General features: G+C 72.7%; 21 protein-coding genes. 10 read left to right on the top strand and 11 right to left on the bottom strand.

From position 1 onward, the window contains the following. The first annotated feature begins 265 nt into the window (after positions 1–265). From ACIHAA_RS17835 to ACIHAA_RS17845, 3 genes are all read left to right on the top strand, one after another. On the top strand, positions 266–3,433 hold the full coding sequence (locus ACIHAA_RS17835; protein WP_399818084.1) for a cytochrome P450: 3,168 nt from the start codon (positions 266–268) through the stop codon (positions 3,431–3,433). Positions 3,434–3,567: 134 nt separating this feature from the next. Then, positions 3,568–4,857, top strand: coding sequence for an ROK family protein (locus ACIHAA_RS17840; RefSeq protein ID WP_399818086.1), 1,290 nt, complete (start codon positions 3,568–3,570; stop codon positions 4,855–4,857). Between the two features lie 153 nt (positions 4,858–5,010). Next, a complete protein-coding gene (locus ACIHAA_RS17845) occupies positions 5,011–5,271 on the top strand; it encodes a hypothetical protein (protein WP_399818089.1) in 261 nt (86 codons plus the stop codon). A gap of 171 nt (positions 5,272–5,442) precedes the next feature. Here the strand turns inward: ACIHAA_RS17845 and ACIHAA_RS17850 are convergent, their stop codons facing one another. Together ACIHAA_RS17850 and ACIHAA_RS17855 are read right to left on the bottom strand one after the other, a co-directional pair. After that, positions 5,443–6,411 (bottom strand): SDR family NAD(P)-dependent oxidoreductase, encoded by a 969-nt coding sequence (locus tag ACIHAA_RS17850; protein ID WP_399818091.1) that lies wholly within the window; start codon positions 6,409–6,411, stop codon positions 5,443–5,445. Between the two features lie 348 nt (positions 6,412–6,759). Beyond that, entirely contained in the window at positions 6,760–7,788 is a 1,029-nt protein-coding gene (locus tag ACIHAA_RS17855) for a PHP domain-containing protein (RefSeq protein WP_399818093.1), read from the bottom strand. A gap of 121 nt (positions 7,789–7,909) precedes the next feature. On the opposite strand from ACIHAA_RS17855, the gene ACIHAA_RS17860 reads away from it, so the two are divergent. Next, positions 7,910–8,152, top strand: coding sequence for a hypothetical protein (locus ACIHAA_RS17860; RefSeq protein ID WP_399818095.1), 243 nt, complete (start codon positions 7,910–7,912; stop codon positions 8,150–8,152). Between the two features lie 135 nt (positions 8,153–8,287). Here ACIHAA_RS17860 and ACIHAA_RS17865 read toward each other — a convergent pair whose 3' ends face one another. The 3 genes from ACIHAA_RS17865 to ACIHAA_RS17875 form a co-directional block, all read right to left on the bottom strand. Continuing rightward, the gene (locus ACIHAA_RS17865; protein WP_399818097.1) at positions 8,288–9,544 is read right to left on the bottom strand and encodes a ricin-type beta-trefoil lectin domain protein; all 1,257 of its coding nucleotides are present in this window, start codon (positions 9,542–9,544) and stop codon (positions 8,288–8,290) included. 286 nt (positions 9,545–9,830) lie between these two features. Further along, positions 9,831–10,373, bottom strand: a complete 543-nt coding sequence (locus ACIHAA_RS17870) for a VanZ family protein (protein ID WP_399818099.1) — start codon at positions 10,371–10,373, stop codon at positions 9,831–9,833. 94 nt (positions 10,374–10,467) lie between these two features. Then, positions 10,468–11,148 carry a DUF4230 domain-containing protein gene (locus tag ACIHAA_RS17875; RefSeq protein ID WP_399818101.1) on the bottom strand — a complete coding sequence of 227 codons (681 nt, stop codon included), beginning with the start codon at positions 11,146–11,148 and terminating at the stop codon, positions 10,468–10,470. Positions 11,149–11,360: 212 nt separating this feature from the next. On the opposite strand from ACIHAA_RS17875, the gene ACIHAA_RS17880 reads away from it, so the two are divergent. Then, positions 11,361–13,565, top strand: coding sequence for a DUF1996 domain-containing protein (locus ACIHAA_RS17880; protein WP_399818102.1), 2,205 nt, complete (start codon positions 11,361–11,363; stop codon positions 13,563–13,565). Positions 13,566–13,700: 135 nt separating this feature from the next. Here ACIHAA_RS17880 and ACIHAA_RS17885 read toward each other — a convergent pair whose 3' ends face one another. Continuing rightward, complete coding sequence (locus ACIHAA_RS17885; protein ID WP_399818104.1) at positions 13,701–14,651, bottom strand: NADP-dependent oxidoreductase; 951 nt, start codon at positions 14,649–14,651, stop codon at positions 13,701–13,703. A 70-nt stretch (positions 14,652–14,721) separates the two neighbouring features. On the opposite strand from ACIHAA_RS17885, the gene ACIHAA_RS17890 reads away from it, so the two are divergent. After that, positions 14,722–15,669 carry a GlxA family transcriptional regulator gene (locus tag ACIHAA_RS17890; RefSeq protein ID WP_399818105.1) on the top strand — a complete coding sequence of 316 codons (948 nt, stop codon included), beginning with the start codon at positions 14,722–14,724 and terminating at the stop codon, positions 15,667–15,669. A gap of 13 nt (positions 15,670–15,682) precedes the next feature. Here ACIHAA_RS17890 and ACIHAA_RS17895 read toward each other — a convergent pair whose 3' ends face one another. The 3 genes from ACIHAA_RS17895 to ACIHAA_RS17905 all read right to left on the bottom strand — a co-directional run bounded on the left by ACIHAA_RS17895 (position 15,683) and on the right by ACIHAA_RS17905 (position 18,338). Continuing rightward, complete coding sequence (locus tag ACIHAA_RS17895) at positions 15,683–16,243, bottom strand: TetR/AcrR family transcriptional regulator (RefSeq protein WP_399818107.1); 561 nt, start codon at positions 16,241–16,243, stop codon at positions 15,683–15,685. Next, positions 16,240–16,602, bottom strand: a complete 363-nt coding sequence (locus ACIHAA_RS17900) for a DUF1304 domain-containing protein (protein ID WP_399818554.1) — start codon at positions 16,600–16,602, stop codon at positions 16,240–16,242. Before ACIHAA_RS17900 ends, ACIHAA_RS17895 begins: the two co-directional genes overlap by 4 nt. 104 nt (positions 16,603–16,706) lie before the next feature. Next, positions 16,707–18,338, bottom strand: a complete 1,632-nt coding sequence (locus ACIHAA_RS17905; RefSeq protein WP_399818556.1) for an amidohydrolase — start codon at positions 18,336–18,338, stop codon at positions 16,707–16,709. A 168-nt stretch (positions 18,339–18,506) separates the two neighbouring features. Between ACIHAA_RS17905 and ACIHAA_RS17910 the strand changes: the two genes are divergently transcribed. Then, a complete protein-coding gene (locus tag ACIHAA_RS17910; protein WP_399818109.1) occupies positions 18,507–18,899 on the top strand; it encodes a VOC family protein in 393 nt (130 codons plus the stop codon). 34 nt (positions 18,900–18,933) lie between these two features. Here the strand turns inward: ACIHAA_RS17910 and ACIHAA_RS17915 are convergent, their stop codons facing one another. Then, the gene (locus tag ACIHAA_RS17915) at positions 18,934–19,242 is read right to left on the bottom strand and encodes a DUF4235 domain-containing protein (protein ID WP_399818110.1); all 309 of its coding nucleotides are present in this window, start codon (positions 19,240–19,242) and stop codon (positions 18,934–18,936) included. Between the two features lie 277 nt (positions 19,243–19,519). On the opposite strand from ACIHAA_RS17915, the gene ACIHAA_RS17920 reads away from it, so the two are divergent. The 3 genes from ACIHAA_RS17920 (at position 19,520) to ACIHAA_RS17930 (ending at position 24,053) form a co-directional block, all read left to right on the top strand. Beyond that, the gene (locus ACIHAA_RS17920) at positions 19,520–20,521 is read left to right on the top strand and encodes a cation diffusion facilitator family transporter (RefSeq protein ID WP_399818112.1); all 1,002 of its coding nucleotides are present in this window, start codon (positions 19,520–19,522) and stop codon (positions 20,519–20,521) included. Between the two features lie 323 nt (positions 20,522–20,844). Then, on the top strand, positions 20,845–21,477 hold the full coding sequence (locus tag ACIHAA_RS17925) for a MerR family transcriptional regulator (RefSeq protein WP_399818114.1): 633 nt from the start codon (positions 20,845–20,847) through the stop codon (positions 21,475–21,477). A gap of 254 nt (positions 21,478–21,731) precedes the next feature. Beyond that, entirely contained in the window at positions 21,732–24,053 is a 2,322-nt protein-coding gene (locus tag ACIHAA_RS17930) for a SpoIIE family protein phosphatase (protein ID WP_399818116.1), read from the top strand. Positions 24,054–24,134: 81 nt separating this feature from the next. Here ACIHAA_RS17930 and ACIHAA_RS17935 read toward each other — a convergent pair whose 3' ends face one another. Beyond that, positions 24,135–24,581 (bottom strand): nitroreductase family deazaflavin-dependent oxidoreductase, encoded by a 447-nt coding sequence (locus tag ACIHAA_RS17935; protein ID WP_399818118.1) that lies wholly within the window; start codon positions 24,579–24,581, stop codon positions 24,135–24,137. Positions 24,582–24,734 lie beyond the last annotated feature (153 nt).

The raw sequence follows: 24,734 nt of genomic DNA on the forward strand, positions 1-24,734 counted from the left end.
CTAGGCGGGCCTGCGGAAACCCGGTTCCACGACCCGCGCGGCAGGCGCGGAGATCGACCGGTCGGCCCTGGCGCACCGGCCAGGGCCGCGCCCGCCCGGGCCGCCGTCCCCGCCTGTTCCGGCCCCTTGCGCGCCCCGCCCGGCTTGGCAAGGGGTACCGCGCGGATTCCACTGCATATTCGTGTAGTGTCGGGCCGCGGACCGGCCGCAGCGCGGGCCCACGCTGGGAGCAGCAGTCCCGTACGGCGAAAGGAAGTTGTCGCCCATGGCCCCCACCCCGCTCCCGCACACCCCCCGCACCGAGCACGGCCTCCCGGTGGTCGATGTCTCCGGCGACGGCCCGCGGCGCGACCCCATCCAGCAGAGCATGGAGCTGATGCGCCGGCACGGCCCGGTGTTCGTCCGTCGGCTGCACGGGCTGGACACCCTGTTCGTGGGCGATCCCGGCCTGGTCGCCGACCTCGCCGACGAGACCCGCTTCGCCAAGTCCGTCGGGCCCGCCCTGGAGAACGTCCGCGAACTCACCGCGGACGGCCTCTTCACGGCGTACAACGACGAACCCAACTGGGCCAGGGCCCACGACATCCTGATGCCCGCCTTCGCCCTCGGGTCGATGCGCGCCTACCACCCCGTGATGGTGCGGGTCGCCCGCCGCCTCGTGGAGTGCTGGGACCGCGCGGCCCGGGAGGGCCGTGCGGTGAACGTCGCCGACGACATGACGCGCATGACCCTGGACACCATCGGGCTCGCCGGGTTCGGCTACGACTTCGGCTCCTTCACCCGGGACGAACCGCACCCCTTCGTCGCCTCGATGGTCCGCTGCCTGGAGTGGAGCATGACCCGGCTGGGCCGGACCCCGGGCGAGGACACCGCCGACGAGGACGCGGCCTTCCGCGCGGACGCCGCGTATCTCGCGGAGGTCGTCGACGAGGTGATCTCCGCACGGGTGGCGGACGGGGGAGGGGCCGACGCCGACGACCTGCTGGGTCTGATGCTCACCGCCCGGCACCCCGCCGACGGCACCGCCCTCGACACCGCGAACATCCGCCACCAGGTGATCACGTTCCTGATCGCCGGGCACGAGACCACCTCCGGCGCGATGTCCTTCGCCCTCCACTACCTGGTCAAGAACCCCGCCGTGCTGCATCTCGTCCAGCGGGAGGCCGACGCGCTGTGGGGCGACACCCCCGACCCCGCACCCGCCTACGAGGAGGTCGGCAGGCTCTCCTACACCCGGCAGGTGCTCAACGAGGCACTCCGGCTGTGGCCGACCGCCGCCGCGTTCGGCCGCCAGGCCCGCGAGGACACCCTGCTCGGCGGCCGCATCCCGCTGCGCGCCGGACAGTCCGCCATCGTGCTCACCCCGATGCTGCACCGGCAGCCGCTGTGGGGCGACAACCCCGAGCTGTTCGACCCCTCCCGCTTCACCCCCGAGGCGGAGGCGGCTCGCTCGCCGCACGCCTTCAAGCCCTTCGGCACCGGTGAACGCGCCTGCATCGGGCGGCAGTTCGCGCTGCACGAGGCGACCATGCTGCTGGCGATGCTGGTCCACCGCTACCGGCTCCACGACCATGCCGACTACCGGCTCACGATCAAGGAGACCCTCACCCTCAAGCCCGAGGGCTTCACCCTCACCCTGTCCCCGCGCACCGCCGCGGACCGGGAGCACGAGCCCCTGCCCGGCGCCCTCCCGGCCGCCGCGGAAGCCCCGGCCGACACCGCCCTGCCCGCCCGGGTGCGGCCCGGCACCCGCGCCCTCTTCCTGCACGGCAGCAACTACGGCACCTGCCGCTCCTTCGCCGCGCAACTCGCCGACGAGGCAGCCGCACTGGGCTGCGACACGGAGGTCGCGCCCCTGGACGCCTACGCCGACGGGCTCCCCGCCGACCGCCCCGTCGTGATCACCGCCGCGTCCTACAACGGGCAGCCCACCGACGACGCCACCGCCTTCGCCGCCTGGCTGTCCGAGGACTCCTCGACCGCGGCCGACGTCACCTACGCGGTCCTCGGCGTCGGCGACCGCAACTGGGCCGCCACCTACCAGCACGTCCCGGCCCGGATCGACGAGCGCCTGGCCCGGCTCGGCGGCACCCGTCTGCTGGAGCGCACCGCGGCCGACGCCTCCGGAGACCTCGGCGGCTCCGTGCGCGCCTTCACCGCACGGCTGCGCACCGCCCTCCTGGAGCGCTACGGCGACCCCGACGCCACCACCGGCCCCGAGGAGGAACCCGCCCACGCCTATGAGGTCCGGGTCCTCACCGGCGGGCCCCTCGACGCGCTCGCCGAGCAGCACGGCCTGGTCCCGATGACCGTCACCGACGCCCATGACCTCACCGCCCCCGGCCATCCGCGCCTCAAGCGGTTCGTGCGCCTCGCGCTGCCCGCGGGGACGTCCTACCGGACCGGCGACCACGTCACCGTGCTCCCCGTCAACGACAAGGCACTCGTGGAGCGGGCGGCCGAAGCGCTCGGGGTGGACCCGGACACCGTGCTGGACATCCGCGCGGCCCGCCCACGCCGGGGCGGCCTGGCCGTCGACCGCCCCTTGACGGTACGTCAACTACTCTCACATCACGTCGAGTTGCAGCAGCGCCCCACGCCGGACCAGCTGGCGCTGCTGGCCGCCGCCAACCCCTGCCCGCCCGAACGTGCCCACCTGGCCGCCCTCACCGACGACCCGCGCACCCTGGTCGAGATCGTCGAGGCCCATCCCGCGCTGCGCGGCGCCCTGGACTGGCCGACGCTGCTCGATCTGTTCACCCCGCTGCGCCCGCGGCACTACTCGGTGTCCTCGTCCCCGGCGGCCGACCCCGGTCATGTGGACCTCATGGTGTCCCTGCTCCAGGCCCCGGCCCGGTCCGGCAACGGCACCTACCGGGGTGTCGGCTCCGGTCATCTCGCGGCGGTCCAGCGCGGCGACACCGTCCTGGCGCGCGTCCAGCCCTGCCGGGACGCCTTCCGGGTGGACCACTCGGCCCCGGCCATCATGATCGCCGCGGGTACCGGACTCGCCCCCTTCCGCGGCGCCGTCGCGGACCGGGTGCAGGCGCTGAACAAGGGTGCCCGACTCCCCTCCGCCCTCTGCTACTTCGGCTGCGACGCGCCGGACGCGGACTTCCTGCACGCCGAGGAGCTGCGGGCCGCCGAAGCCGTCGGCGCCGTCTCGCTGCGGCCCGCGTTCAGCGCGGCGCCCGTCGACGGTGTCTCCTTCGTACAGCACCGCATCGCCGCCGAGGCGGACGAGGTCTGGCGGCTGCTCGACGAGGGGGCCCGGGTCTATGTGTGCGGCGACGGCTCCCGTATGGCACCCGGTGTGCGGGAGGCGTTCCGGACGCTGTACGCCGAACGCGCCCCCGGCGAGGACTCCGGGCGCTGGCTCGACGAACTGGTCGCGGCGGGCCGTTACATCGAGGACGTGTACGCGGCCGGGTGACGCCCGCGCGCCCGGTGGGCGCCCCCACAGGGTCAGCTCTTAAATTAGGTCCTGATTTAAGATCGTGTCCTGGGCGCGCCCGCTGCACGGCGCGACGGTATCGTGCAGGCCGGGCAGGGCCGGAGGGAGTCAGCATGACGGGGCGGAACGGGCGCACGGTACGCGACCTGCGCCGGGGCAATCGCGCCGAGGTGCTGCGGCGGCTTTACTTCGACGGGCCGCTGAGCCGCTTCGAGCTGGGCCCGGCGACCGGCCTGAGTTCCGGCTCCATCAGCAATGTGGTCGCCGAACTGGTCGCGGACGGACTGGTGGAGGAGGCCGGCAGCGTCGACTCCGACGGCGGCCGCCCGCGCACCCTGCTGCGGGTGGCACCCGCCAGCGGGCACATGATCGGCGTCGACGTCGGCGAAACCCGGGTCCGGGTCGAGCTGTTCGACCTGGCCCTCACCGAACTCGCCCGCTCCGACAGGCCGTTGGAGCACCAGCGCTACGACGTCGAGACGGTCGTAGGGCATCTCCGTGACGGCATCGCGCAGGTGCTGGCCACGGCAGGTCTCGCTCCGGGACGGCTCCTGGGTGTCGGTATCGGTGTCCCCGGCATCGTGGCCCGCACCCCGGACCGGGGGGCCGTCGTGCACGGCCAGACCATCGGCTGGGACGCCGTGCCGTTGGAATCGCTGCTCCGCGACACGTGCGATCTCCCGGACACCGTCCCCTACTTCATCGACAACGGCGCCAGGACCCTCGGTCAGGCCGAGATGTGGTTCGGTGCCGGACGCGGCGCCCACAGCGCGGTCGTGGTCCTCTTCGGCTCCGGTGTCGGGGCCTGTCTGGTCACCGAGGAGGCGGGCAGCGGGCGGGCCGTGGAGTGGGGGCATCTGACGGTACGGGTGCGGGGCCGCCGCTGCCGGTGCGGCGCCCTCGGCTGCCTGGAGGCGTACGCGGGCGCGGAGGCGCTCATCGAGCGCTGGCGGGAACAGGGCGGCCGGCCGCCCGAGCACGCCGACGAGGAGAGGGCGCTGACCGCCCTGCTGGCCGCCGCCTATCCGCCCGAGGGCGGCACGGCCGACCCGGTGGCGCTCGCCGTCCTGGAGGAGACCGCCGAGTACCTGGGCGCGGGCCTGTCCGATCTGATCAACCTCTTCCAGCCCGAGCGGATCCTCATCGGCGGCTGGGCGGGGCTGCAACTCGGCTCGCGTTTCCTGTCGTCGGTGCGCCGCCACGCGAGGGCCTACGCCCTGCGGTATCCGGCCGATCGGGTCTCCATCGAGCTGGGCAGGCTCGGTCCGGACGCGGTCACGGTCGGGGCGGCCGTCCTGCCGCTCGCGGACTTCTTCGCCCGCGGCGGGCGGCGCGCCGAACCCGCCCACGAGGACCGGTTGCCCGCCTGGCAAACCGCGCTGGAGGAGCGGGCACCCCGCTGACCGGCGCCGCCGACCGGCAGTCCCGTTTCCGGCGGTGCCCGCCGGGGTACCCGGGCAGCGCCCGGCAAGGGGCCCGCGTTCCGTTCGAGGGTCCCCTCGGCCCGGCCGAACCACGCACGCCGAGCAAGGACGAGCAAGGAACGGAGTAGCGCCGTGACCGAAGAACGGCACGAGGGTCCCGGCGAGAAGCCCCGCCCCATCCCGCGGGACATGCCGGACCAGCAGGCCCGCCCCACCGACGACCCGTGGGACATCCGCACCCGGCGGGAGGAGCGCCCCCGGACCGGGGAGGAATCCGCCCGGACCGCGGACGACGTACCCGACACGGACGAGGCGGGCACCGGCAGGCGCGGCGCCGCCAACAGGGGCACGGTCCATCCCGAGCACCCCGCCCCGGACGAGCCCGCGGACTGATCCGAGCCCGCGGACGCCCAGGGCGAGCCCGCGGACCCCTCCGCGTGGAACGCGTCCGCCGTCCGCGCAGAGCCCGCGCAAGGAACCGTAGGAACCCGTGAAAAGAGCCCGCGAGGGGACCGGGGCCGGCCGTACACCGGCCGGCCCCGGGTCACGGATCCCCCGGGCCGCTCAGGCGCGCGCCGCGAAGGCGTCGACGCCGGTGAGTTCCGCGGACAGCGCCCACAGCCGGGCGGCCTGCTCCGGGTCCGTCGCCCACTCCTTGACGCCGCCGAGCCTGCCGTCCTCCGGCGCGGGCTCCGCGATGTCGCAGTCCTCGCAGTACACCCCGCCCATGCCGGTCAGCTGCGGGGAGGTCGCGGCCCACACCTGGGTCGCGGCGCCCTGCTCCGGGGTCTTGAAGGCGTCGGGGGCCACCAGCGCGCCGGTCTCGTCGACCCAGCCGCGCTCGACCATCTCCGCCCGGGTCAGGTGCCGCTGCAACGGAGTGAGGATCCCGCCGGGGTGCAGGGAGAAGGCGCGCACCCCGTGCTCCCGGCCGAGCCGGTCCAGCTCCACCGCGAACAGGGCGTTCGCCGTCTTGGCCTGCCCGTACGCCGCCCACTTGTCGTAGTCCCGCGTCCAGTGCGGGTCCTCCCAGCGGATCGGGGAGCGGTGGTGGCCCGCGGACGAGACGGACACGACCCGCGCGCCGCCCGGCTCGATGGCCGGCCACAGCCGGTTGACGAGCGCGTAGTGGCCCAGGTGGTTGGTGGCGAACTGAGCCTCCCAGCCGGGGCCCACCCGGGTCTCCGGACAGGCCATCACAGCGGCGTTGCCGATCACCAGGTCGAGGGTGCGGCCGGAGGCGAGGAAACGCTCGGCGAAGGCCCGTACGCTCTCCAGGTCGCCGAGGTCCAGCTCGTCCACCTCCACCCGGTCGAGGCCCGCGAGTGCGGCCTCGGCCGCGGCGCGGCGCCGGGCCGGGACGACGACCCGGGCGCCCGCCGAGGCCAGGGCCTTCGTGGTCTCCAGGCCGAGCCCGGAGTAGCCGCCGGTCACGAGCGCGATCCTGCCGGAGAGGTCGATGCCCTTCAGGACGTCCTGCGTGGTGCTCCGGGCGCCGAAGCCCGACCCGATTCTGTGCTGTGCAGTGCTCATGTTCCGCACGCTACGGATTGGAGCGCGCTCCAAGTCAACCCGGCGTCAACCCGGCCGGGCGCGGTGCCCACCGGGCCCCGGGGAAGAGAAGGGCCCCGACCGGATGGGGGGATCGCGGTCGGGGCCGTCTGTGGTGGGCGCGAACGGCGGTCGCCTCTCGGCGAGAGGCTCCACAGGGCTTCAGCCGGACGATCGTCCCTGTGGGCGTGAGATGAGGCCCGGGGACACAGTCCCGTTCGCTCCCACGAGTGGTTCAACGAGAAATTACCGGTTGGTGTTCCGGAAAAGTGGCCCGCCCGGAGTGATCTGCGTCACGCAGTCGTCGGTGCTGCCCCGCCCCGGTGTCCGTCACACCCGTGCGGGCACCGTCCGCTCCCGGGTCCAGGCCAGCAGTTCGTCCGCGCTCCAGGTGGTCACCACGCGCTCGGCGGGCACCCCGCACTCCTCGGCCCGGGCGCAGCCGTACGACTGCCAGTCGAGCTGACCCGGCGCATGCGCGTCGGTGTCGACCGAGAACAGCACCCCCGCCTCCACCGCCCGGCGCAGCAGCCGCCGCGGCGGGTCCAGCCGCTCGGGCCTGCTGTTGATCTCCACCGCCGTACCGGACTCGGCGCAGGCGGCGAACACCGCGTCCGCGTCGAACTCCGACTCGAGCCGCCCGCGTCCGGTGATCAGCCGCCCCGTGCAGTGCCCCAGCACATCGGCCCGCGGATTGCGGACGGCCGCGATCATCCGGCGGGTCATCGAGCGGGCGTCCATCCGCAGTTTGGAGTGCACCGACACCACCACGACGTCCAGCCGGTCCAGCAGCTCCGGCTCCTGGTCCAGCGCGCCGTCGTCGAGGATGTCGCACTCGATACCGGTGAGCAGCCGGAAGGGCGCCCACCGCTCGTTGAGCGAGGCGACCACGTCCAACTGCTCCCGCAGCCGCTCGGCGGACAGCCCGCGTGCGACGGTGAGCCGCGGCGAGTGGTCGGTGAGCACCGCCCACTCGTGGCCGAGCTGTGCGGCCGTCCGGCCCATCACCTCGATCGGGCTGCCGCCGTCCGACCAGTCGGAGTGCAGATGGCAGTCGCCGCGCAGCAGCGCCCGCAGCCGTTCGCCGCCCCGCACCGGCGGCTCCTCGCCCTCCTGCTCCAACTGCTCCAGATAGCCCGGGACCCGGCCGTCCAGCGCCTCCCGCACCACCTGGGCGGTCTTGGGGCCGATCCCGCGCAGCGACTGAAGCGTCCCGGCTGCCGCCCGCTCGGCGATCTCACCCTCGGGCAGTGCGTCGAGCACGGCGGCAGCGGTACGGAAGGCCTTGACCCGATACGTCGGCGCCCCGGCGCGCTCCAGCAGGAAGGCGATCCGCTCCAGCGCTGCGACGGGGCCCATCGGCACCTCCTCACCCCCCCAGCCTTGCCCACCCGGGTCCCGTGCGCACGGCGGCCACGCGCCGCGCGTACGGCGGAACCCTCGAAGGGCTGCGTCCGGGAGGGCGCTCTACGATCTATGCATGACCGAAATCGCGAGCCCCCACATCTCCCATCCGCGGATCATGGTGCTCGGCGTCCAGCCGGGCAACCCGCCGTTCCGGATCGTGGAGATCGACGGCCAGATGGTCGCCGAGGCGAGATCGCTCACCGATGTGCTGGCGGTCGCCGCCGAGGCCGGAATCCCGGTCCACGACCTCGACGACCCCGATGTGGTCCGGTGGGTGGGCGGCGACAAGCTGACCTGGACCCTGCACCGCCGCTAGCGGCGGGTCCCGCGCCGCCGCACGGCACCGGACCCGTCCGGTGCGTGAGGGCTTTCCGTGCGGGCGGGCACCCGCGCACCGCACCGGCGCCCGCCCCGGAGTCCGTCCCGGCTTCCGTCGTACGGCCCGCGAGGGTCAGCCGACCGTCCACTTCTGGTTGGCGTTGCCGGAGCAGGACCAGATCTGCAACCGGGTGCTGTTCGCCGGATTGTTGTCCGTGACGTCCAGGCACTTGTTCGCCTGGGGGTTCACGATGTCGTGGGCCGCGGTGACCGTCCACTTCTGGTTGGGGCCGCCGGTGCAGTCCCACAGCTGGACCTTGGAGCCGTCCGCCGTGCCGTTGCCCACCACGTCCAGGCACTTGCCGAGCGCCCGCAGGGTGCCGTCCGAGGCCACCGTCCACTTCTGGGCAGGCGTGCCGTTGCAGTCGTAGAGCTGGACCGGGGTGCCGTTGGCGGGGTTCGCGCCCGCCACATCCACGCACTTGCCCGCGAGTCCGGTGATCGCGGAGCCGGTGCCGCCGGGGCTGTCGCCCGTCGTCACGCTCACCGAGTCCACGACCAACTGCTGCGGGAAGGCCGTGGAGCCGTCGGGGTCGCCCGGCCAGTAACCGCCCACCGCGAGATTGAGGATGAGGAAGAACGGCTTGTTGAACACCCAGGTGTTGCCGCCCAGATCGGCCGGGGTGCGGCGCTGGTAGACCGTGCCGTCCACGGACCAGCTGATCGAGTCGGGGGCCCAGTCCACGGCGAAGGTGTGGAAGGCGTCCGCGAACGCCTGGCCGTTCGGCAGGGAGTAGGGGGCGCCGATCCCAGCCGATCCCGAGTAGCCGGGCCCGTGGATGGTGCCGTGGACGGTCCCGGGCTCGAAGCCGACGTTCTCCATCACGTCGATCTCACCGCTGCCGGGCCAGCCGACCTGGCCGATGTCATTGCCGAGCATCCAGAAGGCCGGCCACATGCCCTGCCCCCGCGGAATCTTCATCCGCGCCTCGACACGGCCGTACTGCGCGGTGAACCTCCCGGAGGTGTTCAGCCGGGCCGAGGTGTACTGGCAGGTGCCGTACCAGCACTGGTAGTTGGCCGGGTTCTCGCGCCGGGCCGTGATCACCAGATGTCCCTGGCCGTCCAGCGCCGCGTTCCTGTTGCCCGGCGTGTAGTACTCCCGCTCGTGGTTGCTGACGTTGTCGCCGGTCTCCGTCTGCCACTTGGCGGAGTCGGGGGCGGCACCGGCGGGACCGTCGAAGGTGTCGGAGAAGACGGTGGACTGTGCTGCCAGCGGGGCCTTCGCGGTTTGCGGGGCACCGTGGGCGGCGGGGGTGAAGACGGACGTGGCGAGCACCGCGGAGAGCGCGGCGAGGAGGCATCTGCGGAGCAGGCGTGGGGAGTCCATGGCGCTCCCTTTCCGTACGGCGGCCCGTCCACGGGCGGGCCGACTGGTGGGGGTGGGTGACGCGACCGGAGCTGACGGGGCGCACCCGTGGGGGAGTCGATTCAACTCTTGATTCAAGAGATGAACTAAGGGACCGTCAAGTACTTGGTACGGACCGGTGGTTGGAGGGCGGTGGTCGGCGGACGGTGGTCGGAGGAGCGGGCTCGCGGGCGGACATACGGAAGCGGAGGCGCGCCCGGAGCGCACCTCCGCCTCTCCACTCCCCGCGGTACTCCCTGCGGTCCGCTCAGTCCTTCTCGGCGCGCGGTGCCCGCGCGTGCACGGCCCGCCCCAGCCTCCGCCCGAGCAGCAGATAACCGATCAGCGCACCGGTCGTGTTGAGGATGACATCGTCGATGTCGAACGCGCGGCCGGTGATCAGCGCCCCCTGGGCCAGCTCGACCAGCAGCATCACCACCGCGGTGATGAGCCCCACCCGCAGCACACCCCGGGTGCCCGGCGCCAGCACCGGCAGCAGGACCCCGAACGGCACACCGAGCACGATGTTGCCGCCGATCTGCTTGACCGCGTCCCGGGTCGCGGGCTGGTCCAGATAGGCGCGCAGTGAACGCCCCGGGTGCAGATTGCTGTGGACCAGGGCCTGTGACGCGGGTGACGGCTCCAGCGTCATCCGGGCCAGTGCCGCGGCGAACGCGACCATCGCGACAAAGGCGAGGGTCATGACCAGCAGCCGGACGGGCAGCGGGAGCGGCCGCCGCTCCCGTCGTGCCTCAACCGTCCGGCGGCGACCGAATCTCACGGTGTGCGCGCCCAACGCCGTGCGTGCCATCCCACCCTCCCGACCGACAGCCTCTTCCTGGGTAGAGCCTGCTACCCCCGATGGGCCCGCTGATGCCGGGCCCCGGCCGTATGACACTCGGTACTCAGGTGCCGTAGGACACCTTCACGTCCTTGAAGCCGAGGGACTTCAGCAGACCGTCCAGCATGGTGGTGGTGTTCGTCTCGGCGCGGGAGGTCAGTTCGCTCTCCTTCGCGGCCTCGCCGATGTGCTGGACCGCCAGCTTCTGCACGGCACGTTCGCTGTTGGGGTTGTCCGAGAAGAGGTCGCCGAGACGGTCCAGCAGGCCCCGCTGCTTGGACACGGCGTAGGAGCGGTCGGCGTCGAGCGCGGGCTTGCCCAGCACCGCGTGCGGCAGCCGAAGGGCAGCGGACGTGCGGTCGCCGTTGACGGTTACGTCCTGTCGGCCCACCCGGCCGAGGTCGACATAGGCGTCGACGGTGCCCGCGCCCACGTACAGCGTGCGGGTCCCGCGGATCGCGGACGGCAGATACTTCGAGTCCTTCTCCAGGTCCACGACCACCTGGAAGTTGCCCGAGGCGGCCTCGTAACGGCTCATGTCCTGGATGGAGGTGAGGAGCGCGGGCCCCGAACGGTCGTGTGTGTCGAGGCCGAACAGGTCGCGCAGGCCGGGCAGTACGCTCAGCCGCAGCCCGGCGAAAAGCACCGCGAGCACCACCACGAGGGCGATGACCGCCTTGACCCAGCCCGGCATCCGCCGCTGGACGGTGGCCGGTTCGGGCCTCTGCTTCGTGGACGTCGTCATCTCGACAGTCCTCCCTTCTGCACGCCGGTTTCCCGCCACATGCCCTCTCGGAACACGGAGCGGCAGACTGCGGTCCCGGCGACTTCACATCACGCGGTGACGGCATGGGAACGCTGTGAATTCGTGGGGCGTTTGAACACTCGCGGGGCGAACTGCGTACTGGGTGGGGGGATTTCCGTCCCCGGCCAGCCCTGACGTGGAGGAGTACTCCCTTGAGACGCAATTCGCGCAGACGCCCCACCGGCGCACGGCGCGCGACCCTTGCCGCAGTCGCGCTGATCCTGGGCGGAGGAGGGCTGGTGGCCGTGAACGTCTACGCCTCGGCCAGTGAGGGCGGCTGGGGCGGCACCTCCGGACAGGGCGGCGACCAGACCCTGGCGGCGCGCACGGTCACTCTCGACTGCCCCGACATCGGCCAGCAGCTGACCGGGATACCCGGTGGCGCGAGACAGCGGGTCGACGGCGAACTGGCCGCCCTCGACCGGCAGATCACCCAGGCCTACGACCGCCTGGGCTCGACACGCCAGGAGCAGGCGAACGACGGGAGCTATGTCCAGAACGCGATCCTCGGACCGCTGAAGGACAAGCGCGCCGCGGTGATCGACCGGATCAAGGACGACTACCGCAGCTCCGGCGCCGCCGCCCCCGGCGCGATCGACGGCATGGCCCCCTGCACCGGGATCCCCGCCGACCAGGGCCAGCCCCCGGCCGACGGCCAGAGCGGAAGCGGCAAGAACGGTGCCGGGCAGAGCGCGGGCGGCCAGAACGGCAGCGGGCAGAACGGCAACGGCCAGAGCGGTCAGCAGCAGAGTCCCGCACCGGGGACCGCCGCCGGTCCCGTCGCCTCGGACTTCGAGGACATCCGGGCCGTGCAGCCGAACGCCGCCGCGCCCGCCCGGCAGGCCGGGGCCTCGACCGGTTCGTTCGAGACCAAGTGCGGTGTCAATGCCAACGGCGATCACAACACGGACAATGTGATCGTGGCGCCGGGCGTCAAGAACGGCGCCCACCATCTGCACGACTACGTCGGCAATCAGTCGAACGACGCCTTCGCCACCAACGACACCTTCGCCGCGGCCCAGACGAGCTGCGAGAACCAGCAGGACAAGTCGTCGTACTACTGGCCGGTGCTCCGGGTGCAGGACGGCACCCAGGACTTCGACCAGAACAACGACGGCGGCGGAAAGGAAGGCAACGTCGGCCGGATCCTGGTGGCCAAGCAGGCCCGGATCACCTTCGTCGGCAGCCCGACGGGCAAAGTCGTCGCGATGCCCCGGTTCCTGCGGATCATCACCGGTGACGCCAAGGCGTTCACCAACGGCCCGGCCAACGCCAACGCCCACTGGAGCTGCACGGGCTTCGAGGACCGCCAGCTGACCGACAAGTACCCGATCTGCCCCTCCGGCAGCAGCGTGGTGCGCACCTTCGCCTTCCAGAGCTGCTGGGACGGCCAGAACATCGACAGCGCCAACCACCGCACCCATGTGGCCTTCGCCGACGCGAGCGGCAACTGCCAGAACGGCTTCAAGGCGATCCCGCAGCTGACGATGCGTCTGGTCTACGACGTACCGCCGCCGGTGGTCGAGAACGGCCAGGTCAAGAACCCCTACGCGGTGGACGGCTTCCCCGAGCAGCTGCACAAGGCGATCACCGACCACGACGACTTCATCAACGTCATGACCGACGGGCTGATGGGCCAGGTGGTCGACTGCATCAACAGTGGCCACCGGTGCGGCGGCGACGCGGGCGACCCGTCGCAGGGCACCTCGTCACCGTCTCCCGCCCCGACCTCCGGCGGCACCTCCGGTTCGGGCCAGGGCTCCTCGTCCGGCGGGGACACGGCCACCGCCCCGGCCACCCCGCCCACCGGCGAGCCGGGTGCCGGTGCGGGCTCTTCGACGGGCGGCGGGTCGGACCAGAACTCCGGGTCGGGTGCTTCCGGCGGCGGTGACCAGGGTTCGGGATCCGCGACCGGCGACAACTCCGCCTCCGACGGCGGCCACACGGCACCGCCGACGTCCGCTGCGACGGAGGCTTCCGGCAACAGCAACAGCAACAGCAACAGCAACAGCAACAGCAACAACAGCAAGGGCAGCGGCACCGGCTCGGGCGGCGGCAGCGGTGCCGCGCCGAGGGTGTTCGCGTCGTCCTCCCCGGCGCGCGGTGACTCCTCCGCCGCGCCCGCGAGCGGCTCGGACGGCAGTGGCAGCGGGACCGGTGCCGCGCAGCCCGCGGCACCGTCCGCAGCGGGCGCTGCCGCTCCGGCCACCGTGCCCCAGGTGCCGCAGCCCCAGGCCCAGGCGGCCACCGGCGGACTGGCCGAGACCGGCGCCCATCTGTGGCCGGCCGCGGCCGGATCGGTCCTGGTGATCGCGGGCCTGGTACTGCTGCGCCGCAGGGGACGCAGGTCCTTCTGATCCCACCCGCGCCCACCCATGGAGGCGGCGGACCTGCCCGGCAGGTCCGCCGCCTCCATGCGTTGGGACTCGTCGGGTCCCGCCAGCACCCCGTCGGGACGGTGTCGAGCCCGGCGGCCGGAGTGCGACCGTCCGTCAGTCCATCACCAGCACCAGCTTGCCCGTGGTCCGGCCCGCGTCGCCGATCTCATGCGCCTTGGCCGCCTCGGCCAGCGGGAAGGCCCCGGCGATCGTCGGCCGCAGCTTGCCCTCCTCGACAAGACGGGCCACGGCCGTCATCCCGTGGTGGTCGGCGTCGACCAGCATCTCGGTGGCGCGGACCCCGAGCTTCTCGGCCTCCAGGGGAAGTTCCTTCGATCCCCGCGGCAGGATGGTGACCAGGATGCCGCCCGGGCGCAGCACGCTCAGCGAACGCCGGGTGTAGTCGCCGCCGACCGTGTCCAGGACCACATCCACGTCCCGTACCGCCTCGGTGAAGTCCGTCTCCCGGTAGTCGATCACCTCGTCCGCGCCGAGTCCGCGCACAAAGTCGTGCTTGCCCGCGCTGGCCGTTCCGATGACATACGCGCCCCGCGCCTTGGCGATCTGCACCGCCGCATGCCCGACCCCGCCCGCGGCCGCGTGGATCAGCACCCGCTGGCCCGGCTGGAGGTCCGCCGTGTCCACCAGGGCCTGCCAGGAGGTCAGCGAGACCAGCGGCAGGGCACCGGCCTGGGTGTGGTCGATCACCGACGGCTTGCGGGTGAGGGCATGGGCCGGGACGGTCACGTACTCGGCGTGCGACCCGTGGCCGAAGGGGTACGGCAGCATCCCGAAGACCTCGTCACCGGCCTTGAAGAGGGCGACTCCGATGCCGGTCTCCTCGATCACGCCGGAGAGGTCCCAGCCGAGGACGAACGGCGGCTTGCCGAGGAAACCGCCGTTGGCGCGGTGCTTCCAGTCGGTCGGGTTGAGTCCGGCCGCGTGTACGCGGACCAGTACCTCGTTGGGTCGCGGGGAGGGGCGCTCCAGCCGTACTTCCTGAAGGACCTCGGGACCGCCGAGGACGTCCTGACGAATGGCGCGCATGGTGTTCTCTGTGCTCATGCCGTCCAGCCTGCCGTGATCCGGACGACGAGGAAATGGCATGATGGCCATCCTTCGATAAGATCGTGCCATGCGGCATACGGAACGGATCGTGGTCCTGGCGCTGGACGGCGTCTATCCCTTCGAGCTGGGCATCCCCAGCCGGATCTTCGGCGCGGCCGAGGGCCGGTACGAGGTGCTGACCTGTTCGGTGGACGGACGGCCGGTGCGCAGCAACGCGGACTTCTCCATCGCCGTGGAGCACGGAGCGGAGATCCTGGCCACGGCCGACACGGTGGTGGTCGCCTCCGTCACGCCCTCCGCCCTGACCCCGGAGCTTCCCGAGGAGGTCGCGGCCGCCCTCGGGTACATCCGTCCCGACGCCCGGATCGTCTCCATCTGCACGGCAGCCTTCGTCCTCGCGGCGGCCGGACTGCTCGACGGGCGGAAGGCGACCACCCACTGGCAGGTCGTCGACCAGTTCCGCGAGATGTTCCCGCAGGTGGAACTCGACCCCGATGTCCTCTTCGTCGACGACGGGCGGGTGCTCACCTCCGCCGGGGCAGCCTCCGGGGTCGATGTCTGTCTGCACATCGTGCGCTCGGACCACGGCAGCGAGGTGGCCAATGCGGTGGCCCGCCGGTGTGTGGTGCCGCCGTTCCGGGACGGCGGCCAGGCGCAGTACATCGAGCAGCCCGTCCCCCCGCGCGGAGCGGCGGGCACCGCCGGTGCCCGCGCCTGGGCCCTCGAACACCTCGATGAGTCCCTGGCGCTGGCCGATCTCGCCCGCCACGCCGGGATGAGCCTGCGCACCTTCGCCCGCCGCTTCCAGGAGGAGGTGGGCATGAGCCCGGGCCGCTGGCTCATTCAGCAGCGGGTCGTCCGTGCCCGTCATCTGCTGGAGTCCACCGATCTGTCGGTGGACCAGATCGCGGGCGAGGTCGGTTTCGCCACCGGCGCCTCGCTGCGGCAGCATCTGCACGCGGCGATCGGTGTGACACCGGTGGCCTACCGGCGCACCTTCCAGGCGGCCCACTGACGCAGGAGTCCGGTCACCGGCTGCGGTGCAGGGCGACCAGCAACTGCCAGCACTGGTCGGCGATCTGACGTGGTGTCGCCTCGATGAGACCGTGCAGCCAGTCCGCCAGTACGCCGGCGAAGGCCGCGGCCACGGCGGACGCCACCAGGGGCGCGTCCGCCGCGCCCGCGAGTTCCCGTTCCGCGAGGCTGCGGGCGCGCAGGTCCCGGTGCAGGACCCGGCCGAGCGGTCCGCCGCCGCCCGGGGTGAGCAGCGCCCGGTAGAGCGCGGTGTGCGGGGCGAGCCCGGTGAAGAAGTCGTGCAGCGCCGCCGGGGCGTGCACCGGGTCCGGAGTGCCGCGCCAGGCGTGCAGCGCGTCCACCGCCGCGCGTACGACATCGGCGCAGGCGTCGACCGCCAGCGCCTCCAGATCCGCGTAGTGCACATAGAAGGTGGCGCGCCCGACCCCCGCACGGCGCACCAGTGCCGCGACGCCGATCTCCTCCAGGGGGCGTTCGGCGCACTCGCGCAGCAGGGCCTCCCGCAGCCGGGCACGGGTGCGGGAGGCCCGGGGGTCCGCCGCCTCCGCGGTCATCGCGCCACCAGTACGGCGGCCAGGGCGAGTGCGCCGGGCAGCGCCTGGGCGACCAGGATCCGCCGGTTGGCGGTGGCCGCCCCGTAGAGGCCCGCGATCACCACGCAGACCAGGAAGAAGACACGCACCCGGAAGCCGGTCGGATCGGCGGCGAGCAGCCCCCACACCAGACCGGCCGCCAGAAATCCGTTGTACAGCCCCTGGTTGGCGGCCAGCGGCGCGGTGGCGCGGGCCATCTCGGGCGACAGCCCGTGCAGTCCCCGGCCCGGCTTGCGTTCCCAGAGGAACATCTCCAGCACCAGGATGTACGCATGGAGCAGGGCCACCAGCCCCACCAGCACTTTCGCCGCAATCTCCATCATCGGTCGGCCCACCCCTGAGACATGTGAGAACCCCTGAACCTGGACAGGTGTCCACTATAACTGGACAGGTGTCTCGGAAGTCCACCGCATGGATCGATCGGCTAGGCGTCCGGTGCCGCGAAGACACGTTCGCCTCCGACATAGGTCAGCGCCACGCCCGTGCCGCCGATCGCCTCGGGCGGGCCCGCGTAGGGGTCGCGGTCGAGTACCACCAGGTCCGCCAGGGTCCCGGGGCGTACCGCGCCGGTCTCGTCGAGGTGGTTCGCGTACGCCGATCCCGCCGTGTACGCCGTCAGGGCCGCCGTGAGGCCGATGCGCTCCGCGGGCAGGAACACCGGCCCGGTGCCGCCCGGCAGGACCCGGTTCACCGCGACATGGATCCCCTCCAGCGGATCGGGGCTGCTGACCGGCCAGTCGCTGCCTGCCGCGAGCATCGCCCCGGACCGCAGCAGCGCGCCGAACGGATACTGCCGGGCGGCCCGTTCGGGTCCGAGGAAGGGGATGGTCAGCTCGTCCATCTGCGGCTCGTGGGCGGCCCACAACGGCTGGATGTTCGCTGTTGCGCCGAGCCGGGCGAAGCGGGGGACGTCGTCCGGGTGCACGATCTGGAGATGGGCCAGCTGCGGCCGGGTGTCGCTCGGCCCGTTGGTGCGGCGGGCCGCCGCCACGGCGTCCAGCGCGTCGCGCACCGCACGGTCGCCCAGTGCGTGGAAGTGGCACTGGAAGCCGAGCGCGTCCAGCTCGGTCACCTGGGACGGAAGGGCGGCCGGGTCCAGGAAGCTGGTGCCGTGGGACCCGGTGGGGCAGCCGCACCGGTCGAGGTACGGGTCCAGCAGCGCTGCCGTACCGGTCTCGGCGATCCCGTCCAGCATCAGCTTGACGCTGCCCGCCCGGAACCGGCCCCGGCTCAACGCCGCACGGCACTCCACGAGTTCGGGGATCTGCTCGGCGCCGCGCTCGCGGTCCCACCACAGGGCGCCCACCACCCGCGCGGTCAGCGAACCGTCGCGGGCCGCCGTCAGATACGCGTCCGACGGATCGTCCATCCCCAGGAACTCCCCGACCAGCGCGTCCTGCCAGGCCGTGACACCCAGCGCGTGCAGATGGCGCTGGGCGTGCAGCAGCGCGGCGAGCCGGTCGGCGGCCGTGGCCGCGGGCGCGAGCCGGCCGACCCGGTGCATGGCTCCCTCCTGGAGCATGCCCGTGGGCTCCCCGGAGGCGTCGCGCTCGAAGCGTCCGTCCGCCGGGTCGGGGGTGTCCCGGGTGATGCCCGCGAGCCGGAGGGCCCGGCTGTTCACCCAGGCACCGTGATGGTCACGATTGGGCAGATAGACCGGCCGGTCCGGGACCACCGCGTCCAGCAGCTCCTTCGTCGGCGCCCCGCCCTCGAAGGCCTCCAGGGACCAGCCGCCACCGGTGATCCACTCCCGCTCCGGGTGCGCCTGTGCGTAGGCGCGGACGACGGCGAGGGTCGCCTCGGCGGTCCGGGCGCCGGTCAGATCGCACTGGGCGAGTTCGAGTCCGGCGGCGATCGGGTGGACATGCGCGTCCTGGAAGCCCGGCAGCAGCAGCCGACCCGCCAGGGGGACCACCTCGGTCCGCGGACCGGCCAGTTCGCGGGCCGCGCCGTCGCCGACAGCGGTGATCCGGTCACCCACGACCGCGACCGAGGTGGTGCGGGGACCGTCCGGGGTGAGGACGGGACCGCCGGTGAAGAGGAGATCGGCCTGCATGGTGTTCCGTTCGGTCAAGGGTGCCAAGAGGGTTGCGCGAGAGCCGATGTGATGATGCGTCAGAGGAGCTCCGAATGTGGGAACGGGCCGACTGAACGCGGGTGAGGGGGATATCCGGAGAGGGATGCGGGCGGGGTGCCGCCCGCCCCGGACGCGTACGGAGGAAGCATGTCAGCGATAGTGGCGGGCGTCGTGGTCCTGGACTGCGCCGAGCCCGAGAAGCTCGCCGTCTTCTACAAGGAACTGCTCGACGCCGAGGAGACCGACGCCACCGCCAACCGGGTGGAGATCCGCAGCCCGGACGGGATGCGGATGGCGTTCCGCCGCGACACCAACGCCACCCCGCCGAGCTGGCCCCGCCCCGAGAACTCCCTCCAGGCCCATCTGGACTTCCTGGTGGACGACCTCGACGACGCCGAGCGGGCGGTGGTCGCACTGGGCGGCCGCCCGCTGGAGGCCAAGGACGCGGCGGGGCCGTTCGAGGAGCGCGGCTACTCCGATCCCGCCGGGCACTCCTTCACCCTGCGCCTGACGAGGGGTACGGCACCGAAGCAGGGCTGACACCGCGCACGGCCGGGCGGCGGCACGGGAGCCCTCAGTCCCGGCCGCCCTTGGCCGTCGCGGGCCAGACACCCGTGGACCGCTCGATCGCCTTCGCCCCGGCGCGGTCCGCCGCGCTGCGGGCCACCGCGAACAACGCGCCCTGGACGGCGGCGGCGAGCAGGATCTCGCCCCAGCCGCGGTCCTGGTCCAGCGCGTCGGGCGCGTCGTCCTCGTGGCGGAACGCCTTCCACGCCTTGCGGAAGGCGACCCCCGCCAGGGCGCCGCTCGCCCAGCCGAAGGCGAACCCCACCGGCTTGTAGACCAGCGGAAGCTTGGCCTTCCCCTTCGTGCCCTTGGCCACGTCCTTCTCCTTTACGACGTTGACGACCTGTACGACCTGTGTTGCTGATGAGCTGCCTTGCGTCGTGCCCCGTGGCCGCCGTCCCGAACCTCCTCGGGGCCGCCCGGCGGGAGATCTCGGGGCCGCCCGGGGGAGACGGGGGAGGGCCTCCTCGCCCGTCCGCACCGGCCCCTCCTCACACGGGCGTTCACCGCAGGGGAGTTGCGTTCCCCGTTGCGCGTCCCGGTATTGCGTCCCGGCACCGTGTGAGATTCCCGGCCGGGGGCAGTCGGGCGGGGTGAGCGGGACATCTTCCAACGCGGACAACACCACCAACGCGGACAGCACGACGCGCGTCACGGTGCTCGTGGCACTCGGTGCGAATCTGGTGATCGCCGTGGCCAAGGCCGTCGGCGGCCTCTTCGCGGGCTCGCCCGCTCTGCTGTCGGAGGCCGCGCACTCCGTGGCCGACAGCTTCAACGAGATCTTCCTGCTGGCCGCCCTGCGCCGCAGCCGCCGCCCGGCCGACCGCCGCCACCCTTTCGGCTACGGAAAGGAGCGGTTCTTCTGGTCGCTGCTCGCGGCCGTCGGCATCTTTGTGATGGGCGGCTGCTTCTCCGTCTTCCAGGGGCTGGAGGCCCTCAAGGGCGGCGCGAAGGAGTCCCACAGCGGCTATGTGGCGGGGCTCGTCGTGCTCGGGGTCGCGCTGGTGTCCGAGGGCGCCTCGCTGCTGCGGGCCGTGCACCAGGTGCGTCGGCAGGGCACGGCGGCGCAAGGACTGCGTGACCCCGCACTGCGCACGGTGCTCGCCGAGGACAGCACGGCGGTGCTCGGTGTGCTGCTCGCGATCGCCGGTATGACGCTGCACATGGTCACCGGGAACGTCGTCTGGGAGGCCTCCGCCTCCCTCGCCATCGGAGTGCTCCTCGTCTACGTCGCCTACCGGCTCGGCCGGGACGCCCGCGACCAGCTGATCGGCCGGGCGGCCGATCCGGAGCTGAGCGACCGGATCCACGCACTGCTGGACGCACAGCCCGAGATCGACAGTGTGGAGGCGCTGCTCACCATGCAGCTCGGCCTGGGATCGATCCTGGTGGCCGCGCGCGTCGACCTGGTCCCCGGGATGGACAGCGAGGAGGTCGAGGACGCCGCGATCCGGATCAAGCGTTCGATAACGCATACCGTCCCGGAGGCCGACCGGATCTTCCTCGACATCACGGACGCCGAGACCCAGGAGGCCGAGCGGCAGGCCGACGGCACGGCGGGCTCCGCCGTGGCGGAGGGGCGCGGCGGGGCCTGACGGGCGCCGGGCCGGTCCCTGAACCCACCGGGGCCCCCGAGTCGACCGGGTGGAATCAGTGGGCGGAGGTCTCGGCGCTCTCCCTGCCTGGTTCCACGCGGTGAGCGACTTCAGGAAGAACCGGGGTGCGTCGGCGAGCGAACGGACCTCCAGACGGGAGGCCATCACGACGGCCTCGCCGTCCGGAGGGGGAGTGCTGACGGTGATCCAGCGGTGTGCGGGCACGGCGCGGCCTTCTTCCGGGAGGCGGGAGGCTCGATTGGATACCTCCACTGTCCAATTAGACAGTGGAGGTATCCAATGACCGGAGTGGAGCCGTCCCGATGCGCCTGTCCGAACTGAGCCGCCGCAGCGGTGTCTCCGTCACCACGATCAAGTACTACCTGCGCGAGGGGCTGCTCCCGCCGGGCCGTCAACTGTCCGCGACCCAGGCCGAGTACGACGACGGCCATCTGCGACGGCTGCGCCTGGTGCGGGCGCTCACCGGCCTGCGCGGGCTGTCCGTCAGCACCACCCGGGACCTGCTGGGCGCACTGGAGGAGCACACCGGCGACCTCCATCTGCTGCTCGGCCTGTCCCTGGGCTCGGTCGGACCGGCCGGGGGGACCGGTGGCGACGCCCCGGAGGGCTCCCCGGAGCGGGCCGAAGTCGACGCGCTCGTGGAGGAGTTGGGCTGGGCGGTGCATGCAGCGGCACCGGCGAGGGTTGCCCTCGCCGAGACCCTGGCCGCACTACGCGCGCTCGGCGCCCCGCTCGACCGGGAGACCCTGCTGCCGTATGCCCGTCTGGCGGAGCGCACCGCGGTGCTCGACCTCGGCCAACTCGACGGAATCGACGACTCCATGGAGGTCATGGAGCGCGCACTGCTGCTGACCGTACTGCTGGAGCCCGCCCTGCTCGCCCTGCGGCGCCTGGCCCAGGAGAACGAGTCGGCCCGCCGCCACGCCGACGGCTGACCGGACGCCGGGCCCCCGGGGCGAGAACCGAGCAAGCCCGGCCGCCCCCGTATGTCCGCCGCCCCACCGCCGTAGGCCCGGCTCCGCCCCACCGCGGACACCCGCCGACTACCGTCCGTGCCCCCGTACGACCACACCGCACCCCGCGCCCGTCCGCCCGCCCCGCGCCCACCCGCCGCGCCCCCCGCGCGATCACCGTTCCCGTACCGCCCGCCGGGTTGAGGCAATGTCCGGCAGGGATCATTCTGGACGCTATGGAGGTAGTCGCCGCTGCGGCGACCGTCGATGCCCGGGGCACGGTGACGGGATGGAGCGAGGGTGCCCGACGTCTGACGGGATACCCGGCCGAGGAGGTCGTGGGACGCGCGGCGCAGGAACTGCTCGCCGACCACGCGCCCCCGCCCGGACCCGGCACCGTCGTCCTGCGGCACCGGGACGGTCATCCCCTCACGCTGCACGTCAGCGCGTACCCCCTGATGGGCCGCGACGGCGAGCCGCAGGGCTATGCGGTGACCACGGTGCCCGACCCGGCCGAGTCGGCGGTGGTGGCCCAGGCCTTCAAGCAGGCACCGGTCGCGCTCTCCGTCTACGACACCCAGCTGCGCTATCTGCACGCCAACGACCGGGCCGCCACGCTCCTGGAGATCGACGGTGCCGCACTGGTGGGGCGGCGCTTCGTCGACACCCTGTCCGAGGACGACGAATCCGGCCACCGCTTCCACCGCTATCTGCGCCAGGTCGCCGAGACCGGACGTCCCGTGCACTACGAGAACCACACCCGGCTCGCCTCCCAGCGCCGGGACCATGCCTGGACCATCGACATGTGGCCGGTGCAGGGCAGGTCCGGTGAGGTGACCGCGGTCGCCATCGCGGCCGTCGACGAGAGCGAGCAGTACTGGGCCCGCCGTCGTCTGATGCTGCTGAACGAGGCCGCGGCCGCCATCGGCACCACCCTCGATGTTCCCCGTACCGCAGAGGAACTGCTCGAAGTCGTCGTCCCGCGGTTCGCCGACTTCGCCAGCGTGGAGCTGCTCGGCTGGGTCCTCGGCGAGGAGGAGCGGTCCACGGAACGCGACGGCCTGGTCATGCGCCGGATCGCCCACCGGTCCGTCACCGAGGGCACCCCCGAGGCCGCCGTCGCGCTGGGGGAGAACGAGACCTACCGGCCGCACTCGCCCGCCGCCGTCGCCCTGCGGGAGAGCCGGGCGGTGCTGTGCCGGGCGGGTGAGGCCGACTTCGACCGCTGGCTGGCGGAGCGCGACGAGCGGGGGATCGGTGATCCCGGGGCCCGGGCGGGCGCGCACTCCCTGCTGGCGGTGCCGCTCCGGGCCCGCGACACCAGCCTGGGCGTCGCGGTCTTCGTACGCATCGGCGACCCCGACCCGTACGCGGCCGACGACACCGTCCTCGCGGAGGAACTGGCGAGCCGGGCGGCCATCTGCATCGACAACGCCCGCCGCTTCGCCCGTGAGCGGTCGACCGCGCTCGCCCTCCAGCACAGCCTGCTGCCGCGCGGACTGCCCGGGCCGGTCGCCCTGGAGGTGGCGCACCGCTATGTACCGTCCGGGTCGACGGCCGGTTTCGGCGGGGACTGGTTCGATGTGATCCAGCTGTCCGGCAGCCGGGTCGCCCTGGTCGTCGGGGATGTGATCGGCCACGGGATCCGCTCCTCCGCGACCATGGGCAGGCTGCGCACGGCGGTCCGCACCCTCGCCGATGTCGATCTGGCGCCCGACGAACTCCTCACCCACCTCGACGACCTGGTCTCCCACCTCGCGTCGGAGGGAGCCGGTGAGGAGGTCGCGGAATTCGGCGCGACCTGCCTCTACGCCGTCTACGACCCTGTCTCGCGCCGTCTGGACCTGGCGTCCGCCGGACACCCGGCCCCGGCCGTGCTGTGGCCCGACGGCAGTGCCCGGCTCGTCACCATGTCGGCGGGGCCGCCCCTGGGCGTCGGCGGCCTGCCCTTCGAGTCGATGGAGCTGGAACTGCCGGAGGGAGCGCTGATCGCCCTGTACACCAACGGGCTGATCAGGGGCCGCTGGCGCGACATGGACCGGGGCGCGGCCGCGCTGTGCCATGCGCTCCAGGCCCCGAAGGATTCCCTGGACGCCCTGTGCGACACGGTGCTGAAGGCGGTGCTCCCCGAGGAGCCCGGCGACGATGTGGCCCTGCTGCTGGCCCGCACCCGGGCGCTGGGCGCCGACCGGGTGGCCACCTGGGACGTCCCGAGGGACCCGGCGTATGTGGCCACCGCCCGGCAGCACGCCGTGGAGCGGCTGCTCGAATGGGGCCTGGAGGAGATCGCGTTCGTCACCGAACTGGTGGTCAGCGAGTTGGTGACCAATGCGATCCGGTACGGCGGACCGCCCATCCAGCTACGGCTGATCCGCGACCGCTCGCTGATCTGCGAGGTCTCCGACGGCAGTTCCACCTCGCCGCATCTGCGCCGGGCGCACGCCTTCGACGAGGGCGGCCGGGGGCTGCTGCTGGTGGCCCAGCTCACCGAGCGCTGGGGCAGCCGCCAGACCGACGAGGGCAAGACCATCTGGGCCGAACAGCCGCTCTCCGGATGACAGTTGAGCAACTGACACAGTGCCAGGAGGCGGACGTCGCCCGCTCGGCCGGGGCGCCGCGCGGCACCCCGGCCCCCGCGCTCACGCCCCGGTCGGCTCCAGCACGAAGACGGGGATCTCCCGGTCCGTCTTCTCCTGGTAGTCGGCGTACGGCGGGAACGCGGCGACCGCCCGCTCCCACCACCGCGACTTCTCCTCGCCCGTCACCTCACGGGCCGTCATCTCCCGGCGCACCGGCCCGTCCTGGAGCTCCACCGTGGGGTTCTCCGTCACGTTGAAGTACCAGACGGGGTGCTTGGGGGCGCCGCCCATCGAGGCCACCACCGCGTACCGGCCGTCGTGCTCGACACGCATCAGGGGAGTCTTGCGGATCTTGCCGCTTCTGGCCCCCAGGGTCGTGAGGACGACCACGGGCTGCCCGGTGTCCCGGAGCGTGGTCCCCTCGGTGCCGCCCGAACTCTCGTACAGCTCCACCTGTTCGCGTACCCACTGCGTCGGGCTGGGTTCGTACTCGCCCTCAAGAGGCATGTGCTTCCGTCCCATCGTCGCGTACGGCTGTTGTGCGATCCGTCGCGCCGCGGCCGCGCCGCCGTGCGGCCCTGCCGCGGGGCGCGGCGCACCACATTCAACACCGGGGGTGCCCGCTTTCATCCTCACCACGCTTCCGACGCGGTCCCGGGC

This window comes from Streptomyces sp. NPDC052040 (genome assembly GCF_044548405.1).
Taxonomy (GTDB): Bacteria; Actinomycetota; Actinomycetes; order Streptomycetales; family Streptomycetaceae; genus Streptomyces.

Excerpts from the sequence above, each read along its gene's own strand:
- ACIHAA_RS17835 (WP_399818084.1), top strand. The coding sequence starts at position 266 with ATGGCCCCCACCCCGCTCCCGCACACCCCCCGCACCGAGCACGGCCTC.
- ACIHAA_RS17840 (WP_399818086.1), top strand. The coding sequence starts at position 3,568 with ATGACGGGGCGGAACGGGCGCACGGTACGCGACCTGCGCCGGGGCAAT.
- ACIHAA_RS17850 (WP_399818091.1), bottom strand. The coding sequence starts at position 6,411 with ATGAGCACTGCACAGCACAGAATCGGGTCGGGCTTCGGCGCCCGGAGC.
- ACIHAA_RS17855 (WP_399818093.1), bottom strand. The coding sequence starts at position 7,788 with ATGGGCCCCGTCGCAGCGCTGGAGCGGATCGCCTTCCTGCTGGAGCGC.
- ACIHAA_RS17860 (WP_399818095.1), top strand. The coding sequence starts at position 7,910 with ATGACCGAAATCGCGAGCCCCCACATCTCCCATCCGCGGATCATGGTG.
- ACIHAA_RS17865 (WP_399818097.1), bottom strand. The coding sequence starts at position 9,544 with ATGGACTCCCCACGCCTGCTCCGCAGATGCCTCCTCGCCGCGCTCTCC.
- ACIHAA_RS17870 (WP_399818099.1), bottom strand. The coding sequence starts at position 10,373 with ATGGCACGCACGGCGTTGGGCGCGCACACCGTGAGATTCGGTCGCCGC.
- ACIHAA_RS17875 (WP_399818101.1), bottom strand. The coding sequence starts at position 11,148 with ATGACGACGTCCACGAAGCAGAGGCCCGAACCGGCCACCGTCCAGCGG.
- ACIHAA_RS17885 (WP_399818104.1), bottom strand. The coding sequence starts at position 14,651 with ATGAGCACAGAGAACACCATGCGCGCCATTCGTCAGGACGTCCTCGGC.
- ACIHAA_RS17890 (WP_399818105.1), top strand. The coding sequence starts at position 14,722 with ATGCGGCATACGGAACGGATCGTGGTCCTGGCGCTGGACGGCGTCTAT.
- ACIHAA_RS17895 (WP_399818107.1), bottom strand. The coding sequence starts at position 16,243 with ATGACCGCGGAGGCGGCGGACCCCCGGGCCTCCCGCACCCGTGCCCGG.
- ACIHAA_RS17900 (WP_399818554.1), bottom strand. The coding sequence starts at position 16,602 with ATGGAGATTGCGGCGAAAGTGCTGGTGGGGCTGGTGGCCCTGCTCCAT.
- ACIHAA_RS17905 (WP_399818556.1), bottom strand. The coding sequence starts at position 18,338 with ATGCAGGCCGATCTCCTCTTCACCGGCGGTCCCGTCCTCACCCCGGAC.
- ACIHAA_RS17910 (WP_399818109.1), top strand. The coding sequence starts at position 18,507 with ATGTCAGCGATAGTGGCGGGCGTCGTGGTCCTGGACTGCGCCGAGCCC.
- ACIHAA_RS17925 (WP_399818114.1), top strand. The coding sequence starts at position 20,845 with ATGCGCCTGTCCGAACTGAGCCGCCGCAGCGGTGTCTCCGTCACCACG.
- ACIHAA_RS17930 (WP_399818116.1), top strand. The coding sequence starts at position 21,732 with ATGGAGGTAGTCGCCGCTGCGGCGACCGTCGATGCCCGGGGCACGGTG.
- ACIHAA_RS17935 (WP_399818118.1), bottom strand. The coding sequence starts at position 24,581 with ATGCCTCTTGAGGGCGAGTACGAACCCAGCCCGACGCAGTGGGTACGC.